Origin of the sequence: Rhodococcus sp. TAF43 (assembly GCF_052113525.1) — a bacterium.
Lineage (GTDB): Bacteria > Actinomycetota > Actinomycetes > Mycobacteriales > Mycobacteriaceae > Prescottella.
Genome location: NZ_JBFRDL010000046.1, coordinates 1 through 21,602 on the forward strand (window position 1 = coordinate 1; position 21,602 = coordinate 21,602).

General features: G+C 69.1%; 22 protein-coding genes and 2 pseudogenes. 11 read left to right on the forward strand and 13 right to left on the reverse strand.

Annotation, left to right across the window (positions count from 1 at the left end; all coding sequences use genetic code 11):
- Positions 1 to 154 (forward strand): annotated as a pseudogene (locus AB4Z09_RS22730) (FUSC family protein); the annotation flags it as partial.
- A gap of 60 nt (positions 155 to 214) precedes the next feature.
- A complete protein-coding gene (locus tag AB4Z09_RS22735) occupies positions 215 to 1,141 on the forward strand; it encodes a cation diffusion facilitator family transporter (protein WP_114721622.1) in 927 nt (308 codons plus the stop codon).
- 18 nt (positions 1,142 to 1,159) lie between these two features.
- On the opposite strand, the gene AB4Z09_RS22740 is transcribed toward AB4Z09_RS22735, so the two are convergent.
- Positions 1,160 to 2,083, reverse strand: coding sequence for an SDR family oxidoreductase (locus AB4Z09_RS22740; RefSeq protein ID WP_442240718.1), 924 nt, complete (start codon positions 2,081 to 2,083; stop codon positions 1,160 to 1,162).
- On the reverse strand, positions 2,080 to 2,544 hold the full coding sequence (locus AB4Z09_RS22745; RefSeq protein ID WP_442240719.1) for a pyridoxamine 5'-phosphate oxidase family protein: 465 nt from the start codon (positions 2,542 to 2,544) through the stop codon (positions 2,080 to 2,082). The genes AB4Z09_RS22740 and AB4Z09_RS22745 overlap by 4 nt, the downstream gene beginning before the upstream one ends.
- A 62-nt stretch (positions 2,545 to 2,606) precedes the next feature.
- Between AB4Z09_RS22745 and AB4Z09_RS22750 the strand changes: the two genes are divergently transcribed.
- A complete protein-coding gene (locus tag AB4Z09_RS22750) occupies positions 2,607 to 3,563 on the forward strand; it encodes a helix-turn-helix transcriptional regulator (protein ID WP_174912970.1) in 957 nt (318 codons plus the stop codon).
- Positions 3,564 to 3,579: 16 nt separating this feature from the next.
- Here the strand turns inward: AB4Z09_RS22750 and AB4Z09_RS22755 are convergent, their stop codons facing one another.
- The gene (locus tag AB4Z09_RS22755) at positions 3,580 to 4,542 is read right to left on the reverse strand and encodes a DUF389 domain-containing protein (RefSeq protein ID WP_442240720.1); all 963 of its coding nucleotides are present in this window, start codon (positions 4,540 to 4,542) and stop codon (positions 3,580 to 3,582) included.
- A gap of 111 nt (positions 4,543 to 4,653) precedes the next feature.
- On the opposite strand from AB4Z09_RS22755, the gene AB4Z09_RS22760 reads away from it, so the two are divergent.
- Both AB4Z09_RS22760 and AB4Z09_RS22765 read left to right on the forward strand, forming a co-directional pair.
- Positions 4,654 to 5,568, forward strand: a complete 915-nt coding sequence (locus AB4Z09_RS22760) for an aminotransferase class IV (protein WP_174912968.1) — start codon at positions 4,654 to 4,656, stop codon at positions 5,566 to 5,568.
- Positions 5,569 to 5,640: 72 nt separating this feature from the next.
- The gene (locus AB4Z09_RS22765; protein WP_114721628.1) at positions 5,641 to 5,946 is read left to right on the forward strand and encodes a chorismate mutase; all 306 of its coding nucleotides are present in this window, start codon (positions 5,641 to 5,643) and stop codon (positions 5,944 to 5,946) included.
- Positions 5,947 to 6,009: 63 nt separating this feature from the next.
- Here AB4Z09_RS22765 and AB4Z09_RS22770 read toward each other — a convergent pair whose 3' ends face one another.
- Together AB4Z09_RS22770 and AB4Z09_RS22775 are read right to left on the reverse strand one after the other, a co-directional pair.
- Positions 6,010 to 6,789 carry a site-2 protease family protein gene (locus AB4Z09_RS22770; protein WP_442240721.1) on the reverse strand — a complete coding sequence of 260 codons (780 nt, stop codon included), beginning with the start codon at positions 6,787 to 6,789 and terminating at the stop codon, positions 6,010 to 6,012.
- A 27-nt stretch (positions 6,790 to 6,816) separates the two neighbouring features.
- Positions 6,817 to 7,491: a hypothetical protein gene (locus tag AB4Z09_RS22775; RefSeq protein ID WP_114721632.1), complete on the reverse strand. Its 675-nt coding sequence runs from the start codon at positions 7,489 to 7,491 to the stop codon at positions 6,817 to 6,819.
- Positions 7,492 to 7,848: 357 nt separating this feature from the next.
- Here AB4Z09_RS22775 and AB4Z09_RS22780 point away from each other — a divergent pair, with 357 nt between their 5' ends.
- On the forward strand, positions 7,849 to 9,138 hold the full coding sequence (locus tag AB4Z09_RS22780; protein WP_174912962.1) for an adenylosuccinate synthase: 1,290 nt from the start codon (positions 7,849 to 7,851) through the stop codon (positions 9,136 to 9,138).
- Positions 9,139 to 9,221: 83 nt separating this feature from the next.
- Here the strand turns inward: AB4Z09_RS22780 and AB4Z09_RS22785 are convergent, their stop codons facing one another.
- Positions 9,222 to 10,424, reverse strand: coding sequence for an NAD(P)/FAD-dependent oxidoreductase (locus AB4Z09_RS22785; protein WP_442240722.1), 1,203 nt, complete (start codon positions 10,422 to 10,424; stop codon positions 9,222 to 9,224).
- A 194-nt stretch (positions 10,425 to 10,618) separates the two neighbouring features.
- Here AB4Z09_RS22785 and AB4Z09_RS22790 point away from each other — a divergent pair, with 194 nt between their 5' ends.
- Together AB4Z09_RS22790 and AB4Z09_RS22795 are read left to right on the forward strand one after the other, a co-directional pair.
- The gene (locus tag AB4Z09_RS22790; protein ID WP_442240723.1) at positions 10,619 to 11,983 is read left to right on the forward strand and encodes an ammonium transporter; all 1,365 of its coding nucleotides are present in this window, start codon (positions 10,619 to 10,621) and stop codon (positions 11,981 to 11,983) included.
- Positions 11,984 to 12,127: 144 nt separating this feature from the next.
- A complete protein-coding gene (locus AB4Z09_RS22795; protein ID WP_442240724.1) occupies positions 12,128 to 12,679 on the forward strand; it encodes a GbsR/MarR family transcriptional regulator in 552 nt (183 codons plus the stop codon).
- Here AB4Z09_RS22795 and AB4Z09_RS22800 read toward each other — a convergent pair whose 3' ends face one another.
- The 7 genes from AB4Z09_RS22800 to glnT form a co-directional block, all read right to left on the reverse strand.
- Complete coding sequence (locus AB4Z09_RS22800) at positions 12,680 to 13,729, reverse strand: ABC transporter substrate-binding protein (protein WP_442240725.1); 1,050 nt, start codon at positions 13,727 to 13,729, stop codon at positions 12,680 to 12,682.
- 90 nt (positions 13,730 to 13,819) lie between these two features.
- Positions 13,820 to 14,197: a VOC family protein gene (locus tag AB4Z09_RS22805; protein ID WP_114721644.1), complete on the reverse strand. Its 378-nt coding sequence runs from the start codon at positions 14,195 to 14,197 to the stop codon at positions 13,820 to 13,822.
- A 16-nt stretch (positions 14,198 to 14,213) separates the two neighbouring features.
- On the reverse strand, positions 14,214 to 14,861 hold the full coding sequence (locus tag AB4Z09_RS22810) for a helix-turn-helix domain-containing protein (protein ID WP_442240726.1): 648 nt from the start codon (positions 14,859 to 14,861) through the stop codon (positions 14,214 to 14,216).
- A gap of 156 nt (positions 14,862 to 15,017) precedes the next feature.
- Positions 15,018 to 16,367: an FMN-binding glutamate synthase family protein gene (locus AB4Z09_RS22815; protein WP_174912948.1), complete on the reverse strand. Its 1,350-nt coding sequence runs from the start codon at positions 16,365 to 16,367 to the stop codon at positions 15,018 to 15,020.
- Positions 16,368 to 16,392: 25 nt separating this feature from the next.
- On the reverse strand, positions 16,393 to 17,088 hold the full coding sequence (locus AB4Z09_RS22820) for a protein glxC (RefSeq protein WP_174912945.1): 696 nt from the start codon (positions 17,086 to 17,088) through the stop codon (positions 16,393 to 16,395).
- The gene (locus AB4Z09_RS22825; protein WP_174912942.1) at positions 17,076 to 17,972 is read right to left on the reverse strand and encodes a class II glutamine amidotransferase; all 897 of its coding nucleotides are present in this window, start codon (positions 17,970 to 17,972) and stop codon (positions 17,076 to 17,078) included. The genes AB4Z09_RS22820 and AB4Z09_RS22825 overlap by 13 nt, the downstream gene beginning before the upstream one ends.
- A 36-nt stretch (positions 17,973 to 18,008) precedes the next feature.
- Positions 18,009 to 19,463: a type III glutamate--ammonia ligase gene (gene glnT, locus AB4Z09_RS22830; RefSeq protein ID WP_442240727.1), complete on the reverse strand. Its 1,455-nt coding sequence runs from the start codon at positions 19,461 to 19,463 to the stop codon at positions 18,009 to 18,011.
- Positions 19,464 to 19,752: 289 nt separating this feature from the next.
- Between glnT and AB4Z09_RS22835 the strand changes: the two genes are divergently transcribed.
- From AB4Z09_RS22835 to AB4Z09_RS22845, 3 genes and pseudogenes are all read left to right on the forward strand, one after another.
- Positions 19,753 to 20,130: an ethanolamine utilization protein gene (locus AB4Z09_RS22835; protein ID WP_442240728.1), complete on the forward strand. Its 378-nt coding sequence runs from the start codon at positions 19,753 to 19,755 to the stop codon at positions 20,128 to 20,130.
- Positions 20,131 to 20,149: 19 nt separating this feature from the next.
- Positions 20,150 to 20,656, forward strand: a complete 507-nt coding sequence (locus tag AB4Z09_RS22840; RefSeq protein ID WP_442240729.1) for a dimethylamine monooxygenase subunit DmmA family protein — start codon at positions 20,150 to 20,152, stop codon at positions 20,654 to 20,656.
- 2 nt (positions 20,657 to 20,658) lie between these two features.
- A pseudogene (locus AB4Z09_RS22845) lies at positions 20,659 to 21,601 on the forward strand (PDR/VanB family oxidoreductase).
- The last annotated feature ends 1 nt before the right edge of the window (position 21,602 follow it).

Consider the following 21,602-nt stretch of genomic DNA (forward strand, 5'->3'; position numbering starts at 1 on the left):
CGTCGAGAGGGCCGGCATCTCCGCGACCGTGGTGTTCGCGCAGATCCGGTCGCTCATCGTGGATCTTCTGCAGGTCGCGGGACTCGAGCGGATCTCGGCGATCGCGACGCTGCCGCCGACAGTTCCCAACCCCGCCTACAAGCCCGAACTCTGACTCCTTTTCATATATGCGAATGTATGCATATGATGGGCCGGACTTACGAGGAGGGTGATCATGGGAGCCGGTCACGGGCACAGCCACGGCAACACTTCGGGCGTCGGCGCCGCCGGTCCGTCGCATACACGGATCCGCAAGATGGTGATCGCGCTCGGGATTCTGATCGCGTTCCTGATCCTCGAGGTGGTCGTCGGCCTCGCGATCGGATCCCTGGCGCTGCTCGCCGACGCCGGGCACATGCTCACCGACGTCGTCGGCATGTCGATGGGGCTCGTGGCGCTGTTGCTCGCGAAGCAGGGGTCCAAGGCCGCGGCCCGCACGTTCGGCTGGCACCGTGCCGAGGTTCTCACGGCGATGGCCAACGCCGTGCTGCTGCTGGGCGTGGCCGCGTTCGTGATGTACGAGGCCATCGGCCGGATCGGTGACGTCCCCGAGATCCCCGGCGTCCCGCTGATGGCCACCGCGGCCGCGGGCCTGGCCGCCAACATCGTGGTGATGCTGATGCTGCGCGGCGACGCGAAGGACTCCATCGCCGTCCGCGGCGCGTACCTCGAGGTGCTCGCCGACGCGGTCGGTAGCGTCGGTGTCCTGATCGCCGGCGCCGCTCTGGTGTTGTTCGACTGGACCTACGCCGACGTCGTCGTCGGTGTGCTGATCTCCCTGTGGGTGGTGCCGCGCGCACTCAAGCTCGCCGGTTCGGCGCTGCGGATCCTCACGCAGGCATCGCCCGCCAATATCGACGTCGACGCCGTCCGGGCGGATCTGTGTGCGGTGCCCGGGGTGTCGGACGTCCACGACCTGCACGTGTGGACCCTGACCACCGGCATGGACGTCGCGACGGTGCATCTGACCACCGATTCGGACTCGCAGCGGGTGCTGGCGTCGGCCAAGACCGTGCTGGACACGCACGGCCTGAGCCACGCCACCGTTCAGGTGGAGTCCGGGGCCGAGGGCTCGCGCTGCCAGGAGGACCTCACTTGGTGACGCGGTGACGCGGAGCGGTCACCGATAGCCCTCGGTGTTCGCGGGCAGGTCCCGGTCCTGCACCTCGACGATGTACCGCCAGCAGTCGGGGCGGGAGCCGTCCACGTCGGTGAAGCCGTATCGCGCGGCCAGTTGGCCGCTCGAGACGACCTGGCCGCTGTATCCGCCTGCATCCGGCGCCGCCGCCAGCGCCGCGACCGCCCGGCCGACGAATGTCGGGGACTCCGAGATCGCGAAGTGCGGTACTCGATCGAGGGCGTCGCGCCAGTTGTCCTCGGTGACGCCGAACACCTCCAGCATCATCTCCGACCGCAGCCAGCCGGGGGTCACCGCGACGGCGGCGCCACCGTGCGGGGCGAGCTCGTACGCCTGCGCGGTCGTCATCCGCTGCACCGCCGCCTTGACCAGGTCGTAGTAGAACCCGACCTGGTGCCGGTAGGCGACGTTGTAGTCGGCGGTGCCGTCGGTCATCTCGACGACCAGCCCGCCCGGCCGGCGGATCAGCAGGGGCAGCGCGAAGTGGCTGGTGATCACATGGGTGTCGATGCCCATACGCAGCATGCGCAGGCCGCCGTCGAGGTCGTGCTCCCACAGTGTGGTGCCGAACTGGGCGTAACGGTCGCCGCCGAAGATGTCGTTGACCAGGATGTCGAGGCGGCCGTGTTCGGAGTCGATCCGGTCGATCAGTGCGCGCACCTGGTCGGGTTCGAGATGGTCGACGCGCAGCGCCACACCGTCGCCGCCGGCGGCAGCGATGAGTTCGCCGGTCTCCTCGATGGTCTCGGGTCGCTCGATCTCCGACGGCCCGGCCACCCGGCTGCTGCGGCCGGTCGCGTAGACGGTGGCTCCGGCCCGCGCCAATTCGACCGCGATGGCCCGGCCGGCACCCCGTGTCGCACCGGCGACGAGGGCGACCCGCCCGGTCAGGTCCGGCGCGGTCACCGGCTGGTCCTGGTGACGTCGGCGCCGGGCCGCCACAGGTCGACGTGCAGGCGATCCTCCGACACCGTGGTCAGCACCACCTCGTCGACGCTCAGTTCGAAGATCTGTGCGTCGTCGCCGGGGTTCTCGGGATAGGAGTCGAGGATCGCCTGATTCTCGGTGCCGGTCAGTTCGCGGGCGCGACCGGAGATCTTGGCGTCGCCGCCCTCCATCGAGTGGTGGCCCGGATTCGAGTGCAACGAGTACCGCGGATCCCGTTGCAGGTCCCGGACCTTGCGGGCGCCGGGCATCGAGCCGAGCACGAGCAGCCCCCGGAAGATCTCGACCTCGGTGCCGCTCACGCGCGGTGAGCCGTCGGCGCGCAGCGTCGCGATCACGTGGTGCTTGTGCGCGGTCAGTCGCGCACGGACTGCCTCGGCCAGCGCCGGGGCCTGCTCGGAGAACTCCTGCCAGGTTGTCATGCCGTCAGTGTGCGCGCCGATCACTGACATCTTGTGTCAGTGATTATTCGTAGACTTTCCGGGTGCGCTCCTCCCGACTGCTCAATCTGATGCTGCGCTTGCAGGGTGGCCCCGGCACCACTGCCGCCCGGCTGGCCGAGCAACTCGGCGTCTCGGTGCGGACGGTCTATCGCGACGTCGCGGCGCTACAGGCCGCCGGGGTTCCGGTGTGGACCGAGAGCGGGCCCGGCGGTGGGATCCGTCTGCTCGACGGCTGGCAGTCCAAGCTCAGCGGCATGACGGGCGCGGAGACCTCCGCGCTCATGCTGCTCGGTATCCCGGACGTCGCGCAGGACCTCGGGCTCGCCGACGTCGCGGCCCGCGCGGAGTCGAAACTGCTGGGGGCGCTGCCGCTTCCGCTCCGGGCCGGCGCCCTGCTGTGGCGCGAGCGCCTGCACGTGGACGCGCCGGGCTGGTTCGAGTCGACGCCGTCGGGGGAGCACCTGCCGGCGGTGGCGGCCGCGGTGTTCGAGGGGCGACGGCTCCGCATCCGGTACCGGCGTCGGGGTGGCGAGGCCACCCGCACCCTCGATCCTCTCGGCCTGGTCGCGAAGGCGGGTGTCTGGTACCTCGTGGCGCGGCACCGGGATCGGACGTTGTCGTACCGGGTCTCGCGGATCGACGGCGCGCAGGTGCTGGATGCGCAGGCCGCGCGCCCGGACGACTTCGACCTGGCCGCGTGGTGGGCGGCGTCGATGGCGGAGTTCGACCGGGCGTTGCTGCGGTACCCGTGCCGGCTGCGGCTGTCGCCGTACGCGTGGCGACGGCTGCCGGACGTCGTGGGGGAGGAGGCGGCGCGTGTCGAACCGTCCGAGGCGGACGAGCAGGGCTGGGTGACGGTCGATCTGATGCTCGAGGCCGAGGAGGTGGCGCTCGATCAGCTCACCGCGCTCGGCGGCGGCATCGAGGTGCTGGAGCCCGCTTCGTTGCGCGCCGGGTTGCGGGCGGTCGCCGAGGAGGTGGCGCGCCGCAATCGGTGATCCGCGCTGCYGGCCGTCACAGCATGCGGCGCCGCCGGTCCAGCGCGCGGGCTCGGCGCACCGACACCCGAGACCACACGGCCTGCTGGATCGCCAGTGTCGCCCACCCGGCCAGCGCCATCCCGGACAGGTTCAGCAGCAGCTGCTGGGTGCTGCCCCAGACCTCGTGCCAGGCGCCGAAGGCCAGTGCGAGGCCGATGTTGCCGGCCGCGGGAACCGTTGTCACCGAGATGAACACACCGGACAGCCCGCCGAGCTTCGCCGAGGTGATCGACAGCACCCCCGCGGCCGCCGCGATGACGGCAACGATGAACGACCACTTGTCGGGTGAATAGATGAACGCGGTGTCCGGGCGGGGTCCGGTGACGTCGTCGATCGTCATCCAGCCGAGCATCCGTCCGCCCACGGCGGCCAGCGCGGTCACCCCGATCGCGACGGCGAATCCGACCAGAAGGGTCCGCACGGCGGTCGCGAGCAGCACGAAGCGGCGCTTGACCAGGGCGACACCGAGCGCGGCGATCGCGCCGAACTCGGGGCCGAGGACCATCGCACCGATGACGAGGATCTGCGAGTCGGTGATGATCGCGATCCCCGCCAGCAGCGTCGCCATCGTCATGAAGCTCAGGTACGTCCAGTTCAGTTCGACGTCCTCGTAGGACCGCTGCGCGACCTCCGCCCACACCACGGCGTCGGCGCTGCTGCCCGGGCTGCTGAGCTCGGCGTCGAGTCCGCTCCGGGACAGCCAGGTCGTCACCGGCTCGATCTCGATGYTGCCGCGGTGGTGCAGGTCGGTGGCGCGGAGCTTCTCGATCACGTCGTTCGCGACCTCGCGGGCGATGTCGGCGTGGACGAGGTCGCCGGTCGGGCGCACCGCCGCGCCACGGAGGACGGCGAGCCCGCTGACGGCCGGTTCGTCCTCCAGGATGCGGACCGCGTCGTCCGTGAGATCGGTGGGCGAGAGGATCCGCAGATGGAGCATGCGCACAGTGTGCCGGGCCGGGCCGGGCGCGGTGACGGTGGGATGCCGCGGCGGCCGGGCGGGCCCGAATTCGCTTTCCGCCGGGGCGCGGCGTCGATAGCATTCCCGGCCATGGCTATCCCGCATCCGCACGTGTACTACGGCGACCGACTCGTTCCCGCGTCCGAGGCCACTCTGGGAGTCGCCACGTCCGCCGTCCTGTACGGCCTGAGTGTCTACACCGTCTTCCCGGTGCACGCCGACGGTGGTGTCCGCTCGGCCTTCCGCCTGGCCGAGCACTACCGACGTCTCGTCGAGTCCTGCAAGATCATCGGCATCGACCGGTTCGCCGACGAGTGGAGTTTCGACCGTTTCGTCTCGGCCGCAACCGAACTCGTCGACGCCAACGCGCCCGGCTCGGACGTCTTCGTGCGGGCCACCGTGCACGTCGACGAGTCGATTCCCGGCACCCGGGTGCGTGGTTGCCGGACCGTCGTGTCGATGTTCGTGTACGACGCGGTCCCGATCGTCCCGCAGGACGGCATGCGACTGAAGACCAGCACGTGGCGGCGTATCCCCGACTTCGCGATCCCCTCGCGTGCCAAGGTCAACGGCGCGTACGTGAACTCGGTGCTGGCCAAGCAGGACGCGATCGATGCCGGCTACGACGACGCGATCTTCCTCGACGGCGCCGGGCACGTGTGTGAGCTCAGCGCCGCGAACATCTTCCTGGTCCGCGGCGGGACCCTGATCACGCCCGACGTCTCGTGCGACATCCTCGACGGCATCAACCGGCGCACGCTGCTCACACTTGCCGCGGAGGACGGCATCCCAGTCGTGGAGCGCACGGTCGATCTCACCGAGCTGTACATCGCGGACGAGGTCTTCGCCACCGGCACCTCGGCCGGTGTGGCTCCGGTGACCGAGGTGGACGGCCGCATCGTCGGCGACGGCACGACGGGCCCGATCTGCGAGGCGCTGCGGAAGCGGCACACGGCGGCGCTGCGTTCGGACGCCCTGCACGGTTGGGTCACCGTCCTCGCCTGACGGCCGGCGCCGGCGAGATCGGGTAGTGAACTACCTACGTGTCCGCGCGACCGCGTACCTAGCGTTGTTGGCATGACCAGCGCACAGGTGACGAACATGTCGACGAACCGGGAGGCGGACCGCCGACCGGACGTCGACATCGAGCAACTCCGGGGCGAGATCGACCGTCTGGATTCACAGATCCTCGCGGCGATCCAGCGGCGCACCGAGATCTCCCGTCTGATCGGTGAGGTGCGAATGCTCGGCGGCGGTACTCGTTTGGTGCACACCCGAGAAATGAGTGTGCTGTCGCGTTTCGACGACCTGGGGCCGGAGGGGCACACGCTTGCGTTGCTGCTGCTGCGGCTCGGGCGGGGGCGTCTGGGTCATGCCATGTGACCGGCTGACCCCGGTCAGGAACCGACCGGGGTCGGCGCGGTCACGTGCGATGAACTGTGCGGGTCAGCTCCGCCAGAACTGCATCAGGTAGCTGCCGAAGGCGGCGTAGTAGTCGGGGATGCCCGACAGTCCGAACAGCCAGTAGATCGCGTCGAAGAACGCGGAATTGATCTGCGGGACGAACAGCAGCGCGATCAGCAGGAGCAGCCCGTACGGTTTGATCTTGTCGAGCGATTCGCGCGTGCGTGGCCGTAGATGCGGTTCGAGGGCGCCGTATCCGTCGAGCCCCGGCACCGGCAGCAGGTTCAGCACGGTGGCCATCACCTGTAGGAACGCCAGGAAGCTCAGCCCACTCCAGAACATCTGGTTGTGCCCGTCCAGTCCGAACAGCCGGATCACCACCAGCAGCACGACCGCGGCCGCCGCGTTCACCGCGGGCCCGGCCAGGGAGATCCGCGTCTGTACGCGGGGCGGCATCGACCCGGTCCTCAGGTACACCGCGCCGCCGGGCAGTCCGATACCGCCGATCGCAAGGAACAGCACCGGCAGGCCGATCGACAGCAGCGGCTGGGTGTACTTGCGTGGATCGAGGGTGAGGTAGCCGCGCATGACGACGTCGTGGTCGCCGTGTCGCCACGCGACGAACGCATGGGCGAACTCGTGCAGGCACAGCGTGACCACCCAGCCCGCGACGACCAGCAGGAACACGCCGATCCGGCCCGACGTCGCGTAGTCCGTGGACCGCCACGCGAGGACACCACCCAGCACGGCGACCGCCACGATGCCGAGGAACACGGGGCTCGGCCGGACCGCGGAGGAGCGGGTACGCGAGTCGGGATACATGCCTCCCAGTATCCAGGCGAGCGTGGTTCAGGCGCCGTAGACGAGAAGCCAGTCCTCGTGGTGGCGGTAGAAGGTCGAGCGTTTGACCGCCCGCGGGGTGCGGACACCGTCGCGGGTCAGTACCGCCGCCGGCGATCCGAGTTGGACGGCGCGTCCGGTGAGCCAGCGGTGCCCGCCGAACCAGCGTCGCTTGTCGACCGTCGCGCGCACGCCGGGCAGTTCGGGAATCGGAACGATGCGCATTCCGGGGACGGTGCCGGAGAACAGCCGGGTGTCGTCGACGTACGCCTCGCCGATCAACTCGCCCGCATGCTCGGATCCGTAGATGCGGGCCTCACCGACGAGGGCGATGCCGGCGTCGTCGCGGATCAGGGGCAGCGGCCGCGCCACACCGGAGACGGCGATCGAGGCCGCCTTGGATCCGGTCCGCAGTCCGTACGCGTGGGTGGCGTCGGTCCGCTCCTCCGGAACGTAGGCGAGTTCGATGTGCAGGCGCTCGGTGCGCATCAGCCGGGTCAGCGCGGCCGCGAACGCGCCGTCGTCGCCGACGATGACCAGTCGGGGCTTCTCGACCGTCTCGAGCTTGGCGAACGCCTCGTCGAAGTCGTCCTTCTCGGGGAGGGCGGGCGCGTTGAACACGTCGAGCGACCGCAGCGCCAGCGGTAGCGGCCCGTCGCCGCACTTGAGCACTACCGGGGTCATGACACTCCTTGCTTGTCCCCGACGCTGCGGTTCGGATCCGGCGATTCGGAGGATGGGCGTGTGGGTGAGCAGTTCGAACCTGGAGCCACGAACCGCCCGTCTTCTCACGTTCGTCGCCACGCCACGGCAGCGGCGACGGAGCATCCGTCGCGCGCAAAGGCATTTCGATGTCTACCCGAACGCGGGCGGGCGTCGCAAACGGTCGGGCCGCTTCGCTGCCCGTTTTGGGCGGGTTCGGAGGGCTAGTGGGCTGGACGACGGTCGGTCTCGGCTAGACTGTGCGTCCGGCCACTGCCTACACCACGGCAGGACCATGCAGTCGGATACGTCTGCACGTCGACCGTAGGAGACAGGGAAATGCCGGCAATCGTCCTCATCGGTGCCCAGTGGGGCGACGAAGGTAAGGGCAAAGCTACCGATCTACTGGGCGGAAGCCTGCAGTGGGTCGTGCGGTACCAGGGCGGCAACAACGCGGGACACACCGTGGTCCTGCCGAACGGTGACAAGTTCGCACTCCATCTGATTCCGTCGGGCATCCTCACGCCGGGCGTCACGAATGTGATCGGCAACGGCGTGGTGGTGGACCCGGGCGTGCTGCTCGAGGAACTCGCCGGGCTCGAGGAGCGTGGCGTCGACACCAGCGGGCTGCTGATCAGCGCCGATGCGCACCTGATCATGCCGTACCACGTGGCCATCGACAAGGTCACCGAACGCTTCCTGGGCGCCAAGAAGATCGGTACCACGGGCCGCGGAATCGGCCCCTGCTACCAGGACAAGATCGCGCGTGTCGGTGTCCGCGTCGCCGACGTCCTGGACGAGAAGATCCTCACCCAGAAGGTCGAGGCCGCCCTGGAATTCAAGAACCAGGTGCTCGTCAAGATCTACAACCGCAAGGCCCTCGACCCGCAGCAGGTGGTCGACGAGGTCCTGACGCAGGCCGCCGGCTTCAAGCACCGGATCGCCGACACCCGTCTGCAGCTCAACCTGGCACTCGAGCGCGGCGAGACCGTGCTGCTCGAGGGTTCGCAGGGCACGCTGCTCGACGTGGACCACGGCACCTACCCGTATGTGACGTCGTCGAACCCGACGTCCGGTGGCGCGTCGGTCGGTTCGGGCATCGGCCCCACCAAGATCGAGACGGTGCTCGGCATCCTCAAGGCGTACACGACGCGCGTCGGCTCGGGTCCGTTCCCGACCGAGCTGTTCGACGAGTCCGGTGAGTACCTCGCGGTCAAGGGCGGCGAGGTGGGTGTCACCACCGGTCGCGCGCGCCGCACCGGCTGGTTCGACGCCGTGATCGCCCGCTACGCGACCCGCGTCAACGGCATCACCGACTACTTCCTCACCAAGCTCGACGTGCTGTCGAGCCTGGAGACCATCCCGATCTGCGTCGCGTACGACGTGGACGGTGTGCGTGTCGACGAGATGCCGATGACGCAGACCGACATCCACCACGCGAAGCCGATCTACGAGGAGATGCCGGGCTGGTCCGAGGACATCTCCGGCGCCCGCACCTTCGAGGAGCTGCCGGTCGCGGCACAGAACTACGTGCTGCGGCTCGAGGAGCTCTCGGGCGCGTTCATGTCGTGCATCGGCGTGGGCCCGGGCCGTGACGAGACCATCGTCCGCCGCGACATCCTGGCCTGACCCTCCCCGTGTGACCGAATGTCACATGCGTTCAGTTCGACTGAACGCATGTGACATTCGGCGTTTCGGGGGTCTTCTCGGGCTCAGCGCATCTCGCCCGCGCCGGCGTACGGGTGCAGGCTGGCGAGGGGTTTGCCCTCGTCGAAACGGCTGTAGCGGAAGTCGTTCCCGTCGACGGCGGGGTCGCTGCTGATGCCGTCGAGTAGCAGGTCCGCGGCCAGGCGTCCCACGGCCGGGGAGATCTTGAAGCCGTGGCCGCTGAAGCCCACCGCGAGGAACAGGCCCTCGGCGGGGGAGGGGCCGATGATCGGGTTGTAGTCGGGCGTGATGTCGTAGCAACCCGCGTACGACGACGCGAGCCGCGCGTCGGGCATGTGGGGCAGGATCCGGTCGAGTTTGCCGATCGCGGTCTCGACGAACCCGTCGGTGGCGCGGTTGAGGTAGTTGTCCGGATCGGCGAACTCCGGTGCGGAGTGGTCGCTGTTGCCGACCAGCAGGTGCCCGTTCGGCTCGCGTCGAATGTATTGCAGATTGACCAGATCCGAGAACGTCGGTACATCGGGGGTGGGTTCGCCCTGGTCCACCAGGACCAGTTGCTCGCGCTGCGCGCGGATCGGCACATGCACGCCGGCGGTCGCCGCCAGTGCGGGACTCCACACCCCGGTCGCCAGTACGACGGTGTCGCAGAGGATCTCGGAGCCGTCGCCGCACGCGACGCCCACCACGCGCTCGGTCTCGTCCTGGATCAGTCGAACAACGCTGGTGGACTGCCGGATTCGGACGCCCAGTGCGCGGGCGCGGGCGCCGTACGCCATGCCCGTCATGTACGCGTCGCCGTGCCCGCCGAGCGGTTCGTAGGCGAACCCGGCGAAGTCGTCGAGGTGGAGTCCCGGCCACATCGTGCCGACGGCGTCGGCGTCGATCAGTTCCACCGGGACGCCGAGGCCGCGGTGCATCTCGACGTTGGCGTGCAGTGGCGTCAGGTTGGCCGCGTCGACGCCGACGACGTATCCGGTCTGCCGGAAGCCGATGTCGGTTCCGAAGATGTCCTCGGCGCGGGAGAACACGTCGACGCCGTGCCACGCCATCGCGGCGAGTGACGGAACTCCGTAGTGGCACCGGACGATTCCGCTGGACTTGCCCGTCATGCCCGAGCACAGCGTGTCGCGTTCGAGGACGATGACGTCGGTCTCGCCGCGTTCGGCCAGGGACCACGCGATGGACAGTCCCTCGAGTCCGCCGCCCACGATCACGATTCGTGCGTGCTCCGTCGTGCTGTCTGTCATCTCGACCTCCGGTCACCGGTGTTTCTTGATGATGGACAGTGTTGCATGAAGTGAAACAGACGCAACCCCGGATTTGCTGTGCGAACCCTGTTACGCACTGTTCACCGGAGCTACTCGCAGCCCTTACAGCCGCCGTTCACTCTCGGATGACCTCGATTCCCCGTGTAAAACGGGCCGACACAAGGTGGGCAGATATGGAGCAGGCTCTCGCGGCGGCCGATACCGCATGGTTACTGGCAGCCTTCACTGCTGTTGCGTTGATGATCCCGGGGCTCGCGCTGTTCTACGGCGGCATGGTGAGCATTCGCAACTCGCTCAACATGATGATGATGACGTTCGGCTCGTTCGCCGTCGTCGGTGTGCTGTGGGTGCTCTTCGGCTACTCGGTCGTCCTCGGTAACTCCTTGGGCGGCTTGGGCATTCTCGGCGATCCGCTCGAGTTCGTCGGGCTGGGGCAGTTGCTCGAACCGGCCGCGGAGCCCGCTCTGCCGCCGGCCCTGGTGGCGGGATTCCAGATGCTGTTCGCGGCCATCACGGTCGCGTTGATCTCCGGCGCACTCGCCGACCGGATCAAGTTCGGTTCCTGGATGCTGTTCGCCGGATTGTGGGTCAGCCTCGTGTACTTTCCGGTGGCGCACTGGGTGTTCGCGTTCGACTCCGACGACGGCAGCGTCATCGGTGGCTGGATCGCGAACAAGCTGGGGGCGATCGACTTCGCGGGCGGCACGGCCGTCCACATCAACGCCGGCATCGCGGCGCTGGCGATGGTGCTGGTGCTGGGCAAGCGGTACGCATTCCCGAACATGCCACGCCCGCACAACCTTCCGCTGACCCTGCTCGGCGCGGGCATCCTGCTGTTCGGTTGGTTCGGCTTCAACGGCGGCTCCGCGCTCGCGGCCGACAATGCGGCGTCCGTCGTCGTCCTCAACACGGTGTCCGCGGCGTGCGCCGGGATCTGTGGCTGGCTGCTCGTCGAGCGTCTGCGTGAGGGCCGGCCGACCTCGCTCGGTGCGGCGTCGGGTCTCATCGCGGCGCTGGTCGCGATCACCCCGGCCTGTGGTGCGGTGTCGCCGATCGGTGCCCTGCTGATCGGCGCGGCCGCCGGCGCGCTGTGCTGCTTCGCGGTGTCGCTGAAGTTCCGCCTGGGCTACGACGACGCCCTCGACGTGGTCGGCATCCACCTCGTCGGCGGCATCCTCGGCACGCTGCTGATCGGTCTGCTCGCCACCGAGGACGCCCCGAACGGCGTCGCCGGAATGTTCTACGGAGGTGGCTTCGCACTGCTGGGCAAGCAGGCGCTGGCAGTGGGTGTGGTGCTGGCCTACTCGTTCGCGGTGACGTGGATCATCGCGAAGGGCATCGACCTCACGCTGGGCCTGCGGGTGCCGCCCGAGGACGAGCACGAGGGTCTCGACGTCACCGAGCACGGCGAGACCGCGTACGTGACCGAGATGGTGTCGGTGACGGTGTCCGGGTCGGGTCCGGTGGATCCGGCGGCCGTCGCGGATGCGGCCGAGGCGCTCGTGACACGCGCTGTGAACACCGAACAGCGCACGTAGCGGCGCATCGCACGATCGGGGCGACCGCTGCCCGTCCTCTCCGAGGCGGGCAGCGGTCGCCCTGCCGTGTCGTGAGTCTCGGCCCGGACGTCGGCATAATGTTCGACGGCAAGGTACTTCGATGAATCGGGATTTCGAGGCGGCATGAGCGAGGGCAGGAACACCGGACGCGGAGGTCCCGCGGAGGGAGAGGACTTCTCGCACTGGTTCGTCGAGAGTTTCGCCGACTACTGGCAGTCGGCCGGAGCGTCACGGATCGAGGGCCGCATCGCCGGGTACCTGCTCATCGACGAGTCGCCCGGGGTGACCGCCGAGGAGCTGGCCACCGAACTCGGTGCCAGTCGCGGTTCGGTCTCGACGTACGTCCGGCGGTTGATCGATCGCGGGTTCGTCAAAGTGATCCGCAAGCCGCGAGACCGAACTTATTACTACGCAATGGATTCGGACGTGTGGGGCGGATTCCTCGAGAACGAGCACGCGTACCTGGAGAACCAGCGCCGCCTCGCGACCGAGGCGCTTGCGCACACCGACCCGAAGGGGCCGGCGCACATCCGGGTGCTGAACATGCGGGACTACATGGGGTGGATCATCGACAACCGGATGCCCCGCAGCGAGTGGAACCGCTTCAAGGCCGAACGCGATGGGGGAGCACGCGACGGCGGAGCATCCGGTGGCGAGAATGCCGGAACGGCCTGACTAGTTGGCCTGGGCGACGGGCTGGTCGAGCTTGGCGACCGCCTCGTCGATCATCGGCACGTAGCGTTCGAGCGACCACGGCACAGTCAGCGGATTGATCATCGACGAGCCGGTGACGAACGCTTGGTTCGTCGGGGCCACGACGGACCCGCGCGCGACGGCCGGAATCTGGGCGTACACCGGCTGTGCCTCGGTCTCGGCGCGGTTCGCCGGGTCCGAGTAGAACGTGAACAGTAGGTCCGAGTCCTTCAGCAGGTGCGCGTTCTCGAGCCCGATCACCGACGAGTCGGTGCCGTCGGTCTCCGGCAGGGTGTTCACGATCGGATCGACCTGCAGGCCGAGGCCGCGCACCATCGCGACCCGCTGCTCGTTCGGGAAGAACACGCCCAGCGTGCCGGGGCCGGTGTTGTAGATGAACGAGAACGAGACGTCGGCGTACTCGGGGTGCGCGGCAATGCTGTCGGCGAACTGGGACTTGATCTTCGTGATCTCCTGTTCGGCCTCGGCTGACTTGCCCATGGCCTTGCCGATCACCTTCATCTGGTCCTCCCACGTGATCGTCCACGCCTTCTCGGCGTAGGCGACGGTGGGGGCGAGGGCGCTGAGTGCGTCGTACTGCTGCTGCGTGATGCCCGACCACGGCGCGAGGATGAGGTCCGGATCGAGCGTGGCGACCGCCTCGATGCCGATCTCGCTGCCGCCGGTCAGCTGCACGGGAAGCTCCGCGCCACGCTCGGTGACCGCCTCGCGGATCCACGGCAGGTAGCCGGTCTCGCCGCTGCCCCACTTGTATTCCTCGACGCCGACCGGCACGGTGCCGAGCGCGATGGCGGTCTCGGCCGAGCCCATGCCGAGGGCGACGATGCGTTCGGGCTGCTCGGTGATGACCGCCTTGCCGAGGGCGTGTTCGATCGTGACGGTCTCGAAGTCGGTGCTGCCGGACTCGGCCGGCGACTCGCTCGAACTGCAACCCGCCAGGACGAGGGCCGCGGCCACCAGGCCGGACAACAGTCCGGACCGGCGTGCGGTCCCGGATCGAGCGAATCTCATGGAGGAGCCTTCCGACGCGTCGACGATGCGTCGGTGAGCATAGGCTTACCTTCATCAAAATTTCAACTCAATTGAAAGTTCGTGCTGTGATCACTCGCTCAACGGGCCCACGGGCAGACAGACGCAGAACGGATGTCCGGCCGGGTCGATCAGGACACGGCTCACCGCGGGTGCGTACTGCTCGGGCGCGAGCCGTGCGCCGAGTTTCACGGACTCGACTACTGCGGCATCCAGATCGTCGACGACCACGTCGAGGTGAATCTGCTTGGGAAGTTCGCCGCCCGGCCAGGTGGGCGGCCGGTAACCCGGCACGCGCATGGCGGTGAGCAGGCCGCCGGCGAACCGGACGCTGACGTATCTCTCGCCCGAGCGGGAGATCTCTCCGCCGAGTAGGTCTCGCCAGAAGGCAGCCAGAGTCGGAGGGTCGGAACAGTCCAGGGTGATCGAACCCATTCGCGCTATCGCCATGGGGCGACGCTACCCGTCACTCCTGGTGATTGTCCGGGTACGCGGTGACCGCGAGGAACCGAATCGGCAACTGCACCAGTTCGTTCGGGCCGTGCAGGCCCTCGCCGTCGAGCAGTAGCGAGTCGCCCGGACGCAGTCGGTACTCGCTCTCGCCGTGCCCGTAGACCATCTCGCCCTCGAGCATGTAGATCAGTTCGGTGCCGGGGTGCTGGAAGAGCGGGAACACCTCGCTGGCGTTGGTGAGCGTGACGAGTACCGGTTCGAGGCGCTTGTGCTGCCCGCGCAGGGCGCCGAGCAGTTCGTAGTGATGCCCGACGCGCGTGCCGCGGCCGACGATCACCGCGCCGTTGCCGGACTCGACGAACACCGCGTCGCGCGTGGTGTCGGCGCCCCGGAACAGGGAGGTCACCGGCACATCCAGTCCCGCGGCCAGACGTGCGAGGGTCGAGAGACTGCAGGAGGTCTGCGCGTTCTCGATCTTCGACAGCATCGCCTTCGAGATGCCCACCCGCGCGGCCATGTCGCCCACCGACAGCCCGCTCGCCAGGCGCAGCTTGCGGACCTGCGCCGCGATGACGCGTTCGAGGTCGACGCCGGTGGGAGTGTCGGCCGGCACCTCGCGCTCGGTGGTGTCGCGGTGCACGGGGCGCTGGGACGGGCTCATTGCCTCACAGTAGCGCCCCGTCCACTGTCGGTGGACGGGGCGCGGTGGTCGGGCGGTGAGCGTTGTGGAGGGTGCCGGCACCGCAAAGGTTCTGTCGGCATCGCACACCTTTTCAGTACTGAATACCTATGCGACGCCGGCAAAAGGTGTGCGATGTCAGAGCTGACCGGGAATCCAGCTCGTCCCGGCCAGCGGCACCCGGGCCATCGCCGACGCCTCGATGGTGAGTGCGACGAGGTCCTGCGGTTCGAGGTTGCGCAGGTGCGACTTCCCGCACGCGCGGGCGAGGGTCTGCGCCTCCATCGTGAGCACTCGCAGGTAGTTCGCGAGCCGGCGTCCGCCCTCGACGGGGTCGAAGTTCTGCTGTAGCTCGGGATCCTGCGTGGTGATCCCGGCAGGGTCGCGGCCGGCCTGGAAGTCGTCGTAGAAGCCCGCCGACGACCCGATCGCCTCGTACTGCTTCTGGAAGCGGGGATGGTTGTCGCCCAACGCGATCAGCGCGGCGGTGCCGATCGCGACGGCGTCCGCGCCGAGGGCCATCGCCTTCGCGACGTCGGCGCCCGAGCGGATGCCGCCCGACACGATCAACTGCACCCCGCCGGATTCCCCCGTCGCTCCGTTCGCCCCGCGCCGATGGACGTCCATCTCCTGCAGCGCCTGCACGGCCTGCGGGATCGCGGCGAGCGTCGGGATGCCGACGTGCTCGATGAACACGTCCTGCGTCGCGGCGGTGCCGCCCTGCATGCCGTCGACGACGATGACGTCGGCTCCGGCCTTCACCGCGAGCTTGACGTCGTAGTACGTGCGGGTGGCGCCGACCTTGACGTAGATCGGCTTCTCCCAGCCGGTGATCTCGCGGAGTTCGATGATCTTGATGGCGAGGTCGTCCGGCCCGGTCCAGTCCGGGTGCCGGCACGCGCTGCGCTGGTCGACGCCGACGGGCAGCGTCCGCATCCCCGCGACGCGGTCGGTGATCTTCTGCCCCAGCAGCATTCCGCCACCGCCCGGCTTGGCGCCCTGCCCGAGGACGACCTCGATCGCGTCGGCCTTGCGCAGGTCGTCGGGATTCATGCCGTACCGCGACGGCAGGTACTGGTACACCAGGTTCTTGGACTGGCCGCGTTCCTCGGGCGTCATGCCGCCGTCGCCGGTGGTGGTGGAGGTGCCGACCTCGCTGGCCCCACGGCCCAGGGCCTCCTTCGCCCGCCCGGACAGCGCGCCGAAGCTCATGCCCGCGATGGTGATCGGGATGTCGAGGTGCAGAGGGAACTTCGCGTGCCGATCGCCGAGCACCACGTCGGTGTCGCAGCGTTCGCGGTAGCCCTCGAGCGGATAGCGCGACATCGAGGCGCCGAGGAACAGCAGGTCGTCGAAGTGGGGGAGCTTGCGCTTGGCACCCCAACCGCGGATGTCGTAGATGCCGGTGTCGGCGGCGCGCTGGATCTCGTGGATGACGTCGCGGTCGAACGTCGCGGATTCGCGCAGGCCGGGGGTGTGCGTGGTCATTCGGGCCTCCTGGGGGTGGCGCGCGTCAGTAGGACGAGGCGTTGTCGACGTGGAAGTTGTAGAGCCGGCGGGCCGAGCCGTACCGGCTGAATTCGGTGGGGTCGGCGTCGAATCCGGCCGCGCCCAGTAGTTCTCGCAGTTCGGTGAGGTGCTCGTCGCGCATTTCCTTCTTGATGCAATCGGCGCCGAGCGAGGCGACGGTGCCGCGCACGTAGATGCGGGCCTCGTACAGCGAATCGCCCAGGGCCTCACCGGCGTCGCCGAGGACGACGAGGCGTCCGGCCTGTCCCATGAACGCGCTCATGTGGCCGATGCTGCCGCCGACGACGATGTCGACGCCCTTCATCGAGATGCCGCACCGGGCGGCGGCGTTGCCCTCGATCACCAGCAGCCCGCCGTGCGCGGTGGCACCCGCGGACTGGGACGCGTCGCCGGTGACGCGGACGGTGCCGGACATCATGTTCTCGGCGACACCGACGCCCGAGTTCCCGTCGACGACGACGTTCGCCTGCTGGTTCATCCCGGCCGCGTAGTAGCCGACGTGGCCCTCGATGCGGACGTCGATCGGAGCGTCCAGACCGCATGCCAGGGCATGCGCGCCGGCGGGTTCGACGACGGCGACGGCCGCGGGGGCCGCGGTCGACTGCAGTGCGGCGTTGAGTTCGCGGGTGCCGATCTCCGACACGTCGTACGTGGTCGGGGTGGCGGTCAGCGGTGCCATACGTAAACCTCTTCCGGCTCGGGTTCGAAGATGCGGGCGTCGGCGATGCCGGGCAGGCCGGCCAGGGCGCGGTACTCGGACGCCATCGCGACGTACCGGTCGTGCTCGGCGATGATCGCGGGCTTGCACGCGATGGGATCGCGGACGACGGCGAAGGAGTCCTCGGTGGACACCAGCAGGGTGTAGAAGCCGTCGAAGCGCTCGCCGAGCAGGCGCAGTGCCTTCTCGAGGTCGACGCCCTCGGCGAGTTGCTTCGCGACGAAGCGGGCACCGACCTCGGTGTCGTTCTCGCTGTCGAACGCGACGCCCTCGGCCTCGAGCTCGCGCTTGACGCTCAGGTGATTGGAGAACGAGCCGTTGTGGACCAGGCACTGGTCGGAGCCGACGGCGAACGGGTGCGAACCCGCTGCGGTGACAGCGGATTCGGTGGCCATCCGGGTGTGCGCGACGCCCTGCCAGCCGGATGCCTGCGGCAGTCCGAACCGGTGCGCGAGATCGACGGGGTCGCCCATGCCCTTGAGCACCGCGACGGCGTCGCCGAACCCGATGAGGATGGCGCCGGGGGCCTCACCCAGTGCCGCGTCGGCCAGTGCCGAGGCCGGAACCGGCGCGTGCAGCACCGCGTTCGGTCCGGCGCCGATGCCGACGACCGTGGTGCCGAGCGCGCTCCCGACCGCGGCGGCCAACGCCTCCGCAGTGACGCCGGCGTCGAGCAGGGTCACAGTCGCGTGCCCGGGCGGCGACCACGTGGGGTCACCGTAGATGGCCATCCCGGCCGAGTCCGGCCCGCGGTCCACCATCTGGCCCAGCATCCCCGTGAGTAGCTCACCGAGTTTCGGGTACAGCGAGGGCTCCCGCAGATGGAGCCCGACGATTCCGCACATATGTTGTCTCCCTTGGATGTCAGATGCTGGCGGTGGTCAGAACGCGGTCAGGTAGCTGTCCACCTCCCACGGCGTCACCGTGTTGTGCCAGTCGAAGAACTCGTCACGCTTGAGGGCAGTGAAGTAGTCGGCGACACCCGCCCCGGCCGCGTCCAGCGCGCCGGTCACGACGGTGTCCGCGGCGAGGGCGTCCATCGCGTGCAGCAGCGTCATCGGCAGGACGTCGGCGCCGGAGCCGCTCCCCGCCGTGCCGGGGTCGATGCCGCTCCCCGCCGTGCCGGGGTCGATGCCGCTCCCCGCCGTGCCGGGGTCGATGCCACTGCCCGGCTCGCCGGGGTCGATGCCGCGGGGGATCCCGTCGAGCCCGGCCGCGACGGTCGCGGCGGACGCGAGGTACGGGTTGGCGGAGCCGTCGCCGCCGCGCAGCTCCACCCGGTTGCCGTCGGGCACGCGCAGGTAGTGGGTGCGGTCGTTGCCGCCGTACGTGGGCCGCCGTGGCGACCACGTCGCGCCGCTGCTGGTGGACAGCGCACCGGTCCGCTTGTAGGAGTTCACCGTCGGCGCCAGCACGCCCTGCAGCGCGCAGGCGTGGTCGAGGAGACCGCCGATGAACGAGTACGCGGTGCTCGACAGGCCCAGGCCGCGGGGGTCGGCGGCGTCCGGGAACACCGGGGAGCCGTCGCGCCACAGCGACAGGTGCATGTGCATGCCGCTGCCGGTGCGGTCGGCGAACGGCTTGGGCATGAATGTCGCCGTCATGCCGCGCTGTTCGGCAAGCACCGAGATGAGGTAGCGCAGGGTCATGACGCGGTCGGCGGTGGTGAGGGCGTCGGCGTACTGGAAGTTCTGTTCGAACTGGCCGTTGCCGTCCTCGTGGTCGTTGGCGTAGTTGCCCCAGCCCAGCTGGTTCATCGCGGCCGAGATCGCGGTGAGGTGTTCGTACATGCGGGTGACGTCGCGGGCGTCATAGCAGGGTCGGCGGGAGGTGTCGAGGGCGTCGGCGGTGCGCAGCACCCCGTGCTCGTCGCGGTCGACGAGGAAGTATTCGATCTCGGTGCCGATCTTGACGTCCAGGCCCAGTTCGGCGGCCTGCGCGAGCACCTTTCGCAGAATCACCCGCGGCGCGAACGGCCAGGGTGTGCCCTCGACATGCGGGTCGCAGTGCACCAGCGCGAGACCGGGCCGGACGAACGGGATCGGGGTGAAGGACGTGAGGTCGGGGATCGCGACCAGATCGGGGTCTTGTGGCTGCTGGCCCATCGCCGCGGCGGCGTAGCCGGCGAATCCGACGCCGTCGTACTGGAGTTCTTCGGCCGCTTCGACCGGGACGAGCTTGGCGCACGGCTTGCCGGTGAGGTTGGTGAACACCGCGAGGATGAAGCGGGTGTCGGTGGCCCGGGCCAGCGCGGCGAGGTCGGAGTGTGCGGGGGCGTCCGGCGTCGCGGTGGCCGGCAGGCGCATCACGGTCAGATCGGCGGGGTCGAGCGCCATGTGGACTCCTCGGGATTCGACGACGAGTGTTTCATTAGGTGAATCGGTGTCGCATGTCAGGAAACATGCCGTCGATGACGGCCACGTTACGGGTGAGTGAGGTTGTCGTGACGGCCGGGTCGGGGCGGTACGTACGGGGATGGCGGGCTGGGAACTGTTGTGACGAAGGAGGATTCGGTTACAAGGGTTAACCGGCATGTAATCGCTTCCGGGTTTCATCTCATTACTGTGCGTTTCACGCCAGCGATCGGCGCCCCCTACTACTGTCGCCGCACCACGAGGAGCAGACATGTCCGACACCGCCACCACGCCCGCGTTCCGGGTCACCCCGGACTTCTGGAAGTCGCTGCCGCAGATGCCCCGGACGGAGTTCCCCGGCACCGAGGGCTACATCGCCGACGTCTACCCCAACCCCGACGGGTCGGCGATGGCCGCCGGCTACTTCGAGCTGGTCCACACCGACGCGCCGCTCGACTACGTCTACGAGTACGACGAGATGAAGGTGGTGCTCGACGGCCGGTTCCGGCTCGAGAACCTCGACACCGGCCAGGTGGAGGAGTCGGGGCCACGCGATGCGATCTTCTTCCCGGCGGGCTCCCGGATCCGGTTCACCACCCCCGACCGCGCACTGGCGTTCTACGTCGGCCTGCGCTCGTTCGCACCCTAGGCGCGACATGAGTGCCTGCATGGAAACCACCGGCGTGCCGCGGTGGGACATCGAGGCGCGGGCCCTCGCCGACGCCGGACGCACCGTCACGGTCCTGTCGTTCGGCGGGGCCGCCGAGGCGCGGGCGCGGGTGCTCGTCGCGGGCTTCGCCGGACGGCGCGTCAGTTGGCTGCGAATGCCGCCCGGGTGGACGGCGGGCGCCGAGGCCGTCCTGGGTCGCGAGTTGGCGGCGGCCCGCGTCGGATGGCGCCTGGTCCTGGTCGGCGACGAGGTGACGGTGCTGCAGGCGCGGGCGCTGGCCACCGCCGCCGGCGCGCTGGACCAGGAGATCCTCTCCGACGTGGTCGGCACCGACCTGCGGCGCGTGTACTGCGCGCACTGCCATCAGGTGCACGCCACGGACTCGGCGCCGGGCGAGCGCTGCACGTGCCTCACCTGCGGTGCCACGCTCGTCGTCTACCACCACGTCTCGCGCCGTCACGGCGCCTATCTCGGATACATGTGCGATGCGGAGGAACGCCCTTGACGATGCTCGTAGTCGGCTCGCTCGCCGACCTCACCGACGACGTCCGGCACGTGCGTCTCGTCGACCCTGCCGGCGCGGCGCTGCCGTCGTACGCTTCCCGGCAGTCACGTCGTCCTCGCGTGCGGCTCCGGGGCGGACGGACGTCCGCGGCGGAACTCGTACTCGCTCACCGGGTCCGGGGTGGAGCCCGGCGCCTACTCGATCTCGGTTCGCCGTGACGACGCCGGCCGCGGCGGGTCGCTGTGGATCCACGCCCTGAGTCTCGGCGAGAGCGTCGAGGTGAGTCGTCCGCGCAGCGCGTTCGCGCCGGTGTCGACCGCCCGGCATCACGTGCTGGTCGCGGGCGGGATCGGGGTCACGCCGATCCTCTCGCACGCCCGGGCGGCCGCGCGGTGGGGACGCTCGTTCGAGGTACACTACGTGTTCCGGGACGGCGACGGTCCACACCTCGACGATCTCGGCAGGCTGTGCGGCAACCGTTTACGGGCCTATCGGGGCGCGGACGAGCTGTGGTCGGCGCTGGGGCCGGCCCTGCTCGACCGCCCGCTCGGCACCCACCTCTACACGTGCGGTCCCGCGCCGCTGATCGACGAGGTGAGCCGTCGAGCGCGCGCCGCGGGCTGGCCGCCGCAACGAATCCATCACGAACACTTCGGGTTCGCCGACCTCGATCCGGGAACGGCGTTCACCGTCCGGTTGCGGCGCACCGGCGTCGACGTCGACGTTCCGTCCGGGACGAGCATGCTCGACGCGCTGGAACGGCGCGGGGTGGAGGTGCCGAGCCTGTGCCGTCAGGGTGTGTGCGGCGAATGCCGTGTCCCGGTTGCCGCGGGTGCCGTCGCACACCGCGATCTCTATCTGACCGACGCCGAGAAGGCTGCCGGTGACTGTGTGATGCCGTGCGTGTCCGGTGCCGGAGGACCCCGATTGGAGCTGGAACTGTGAG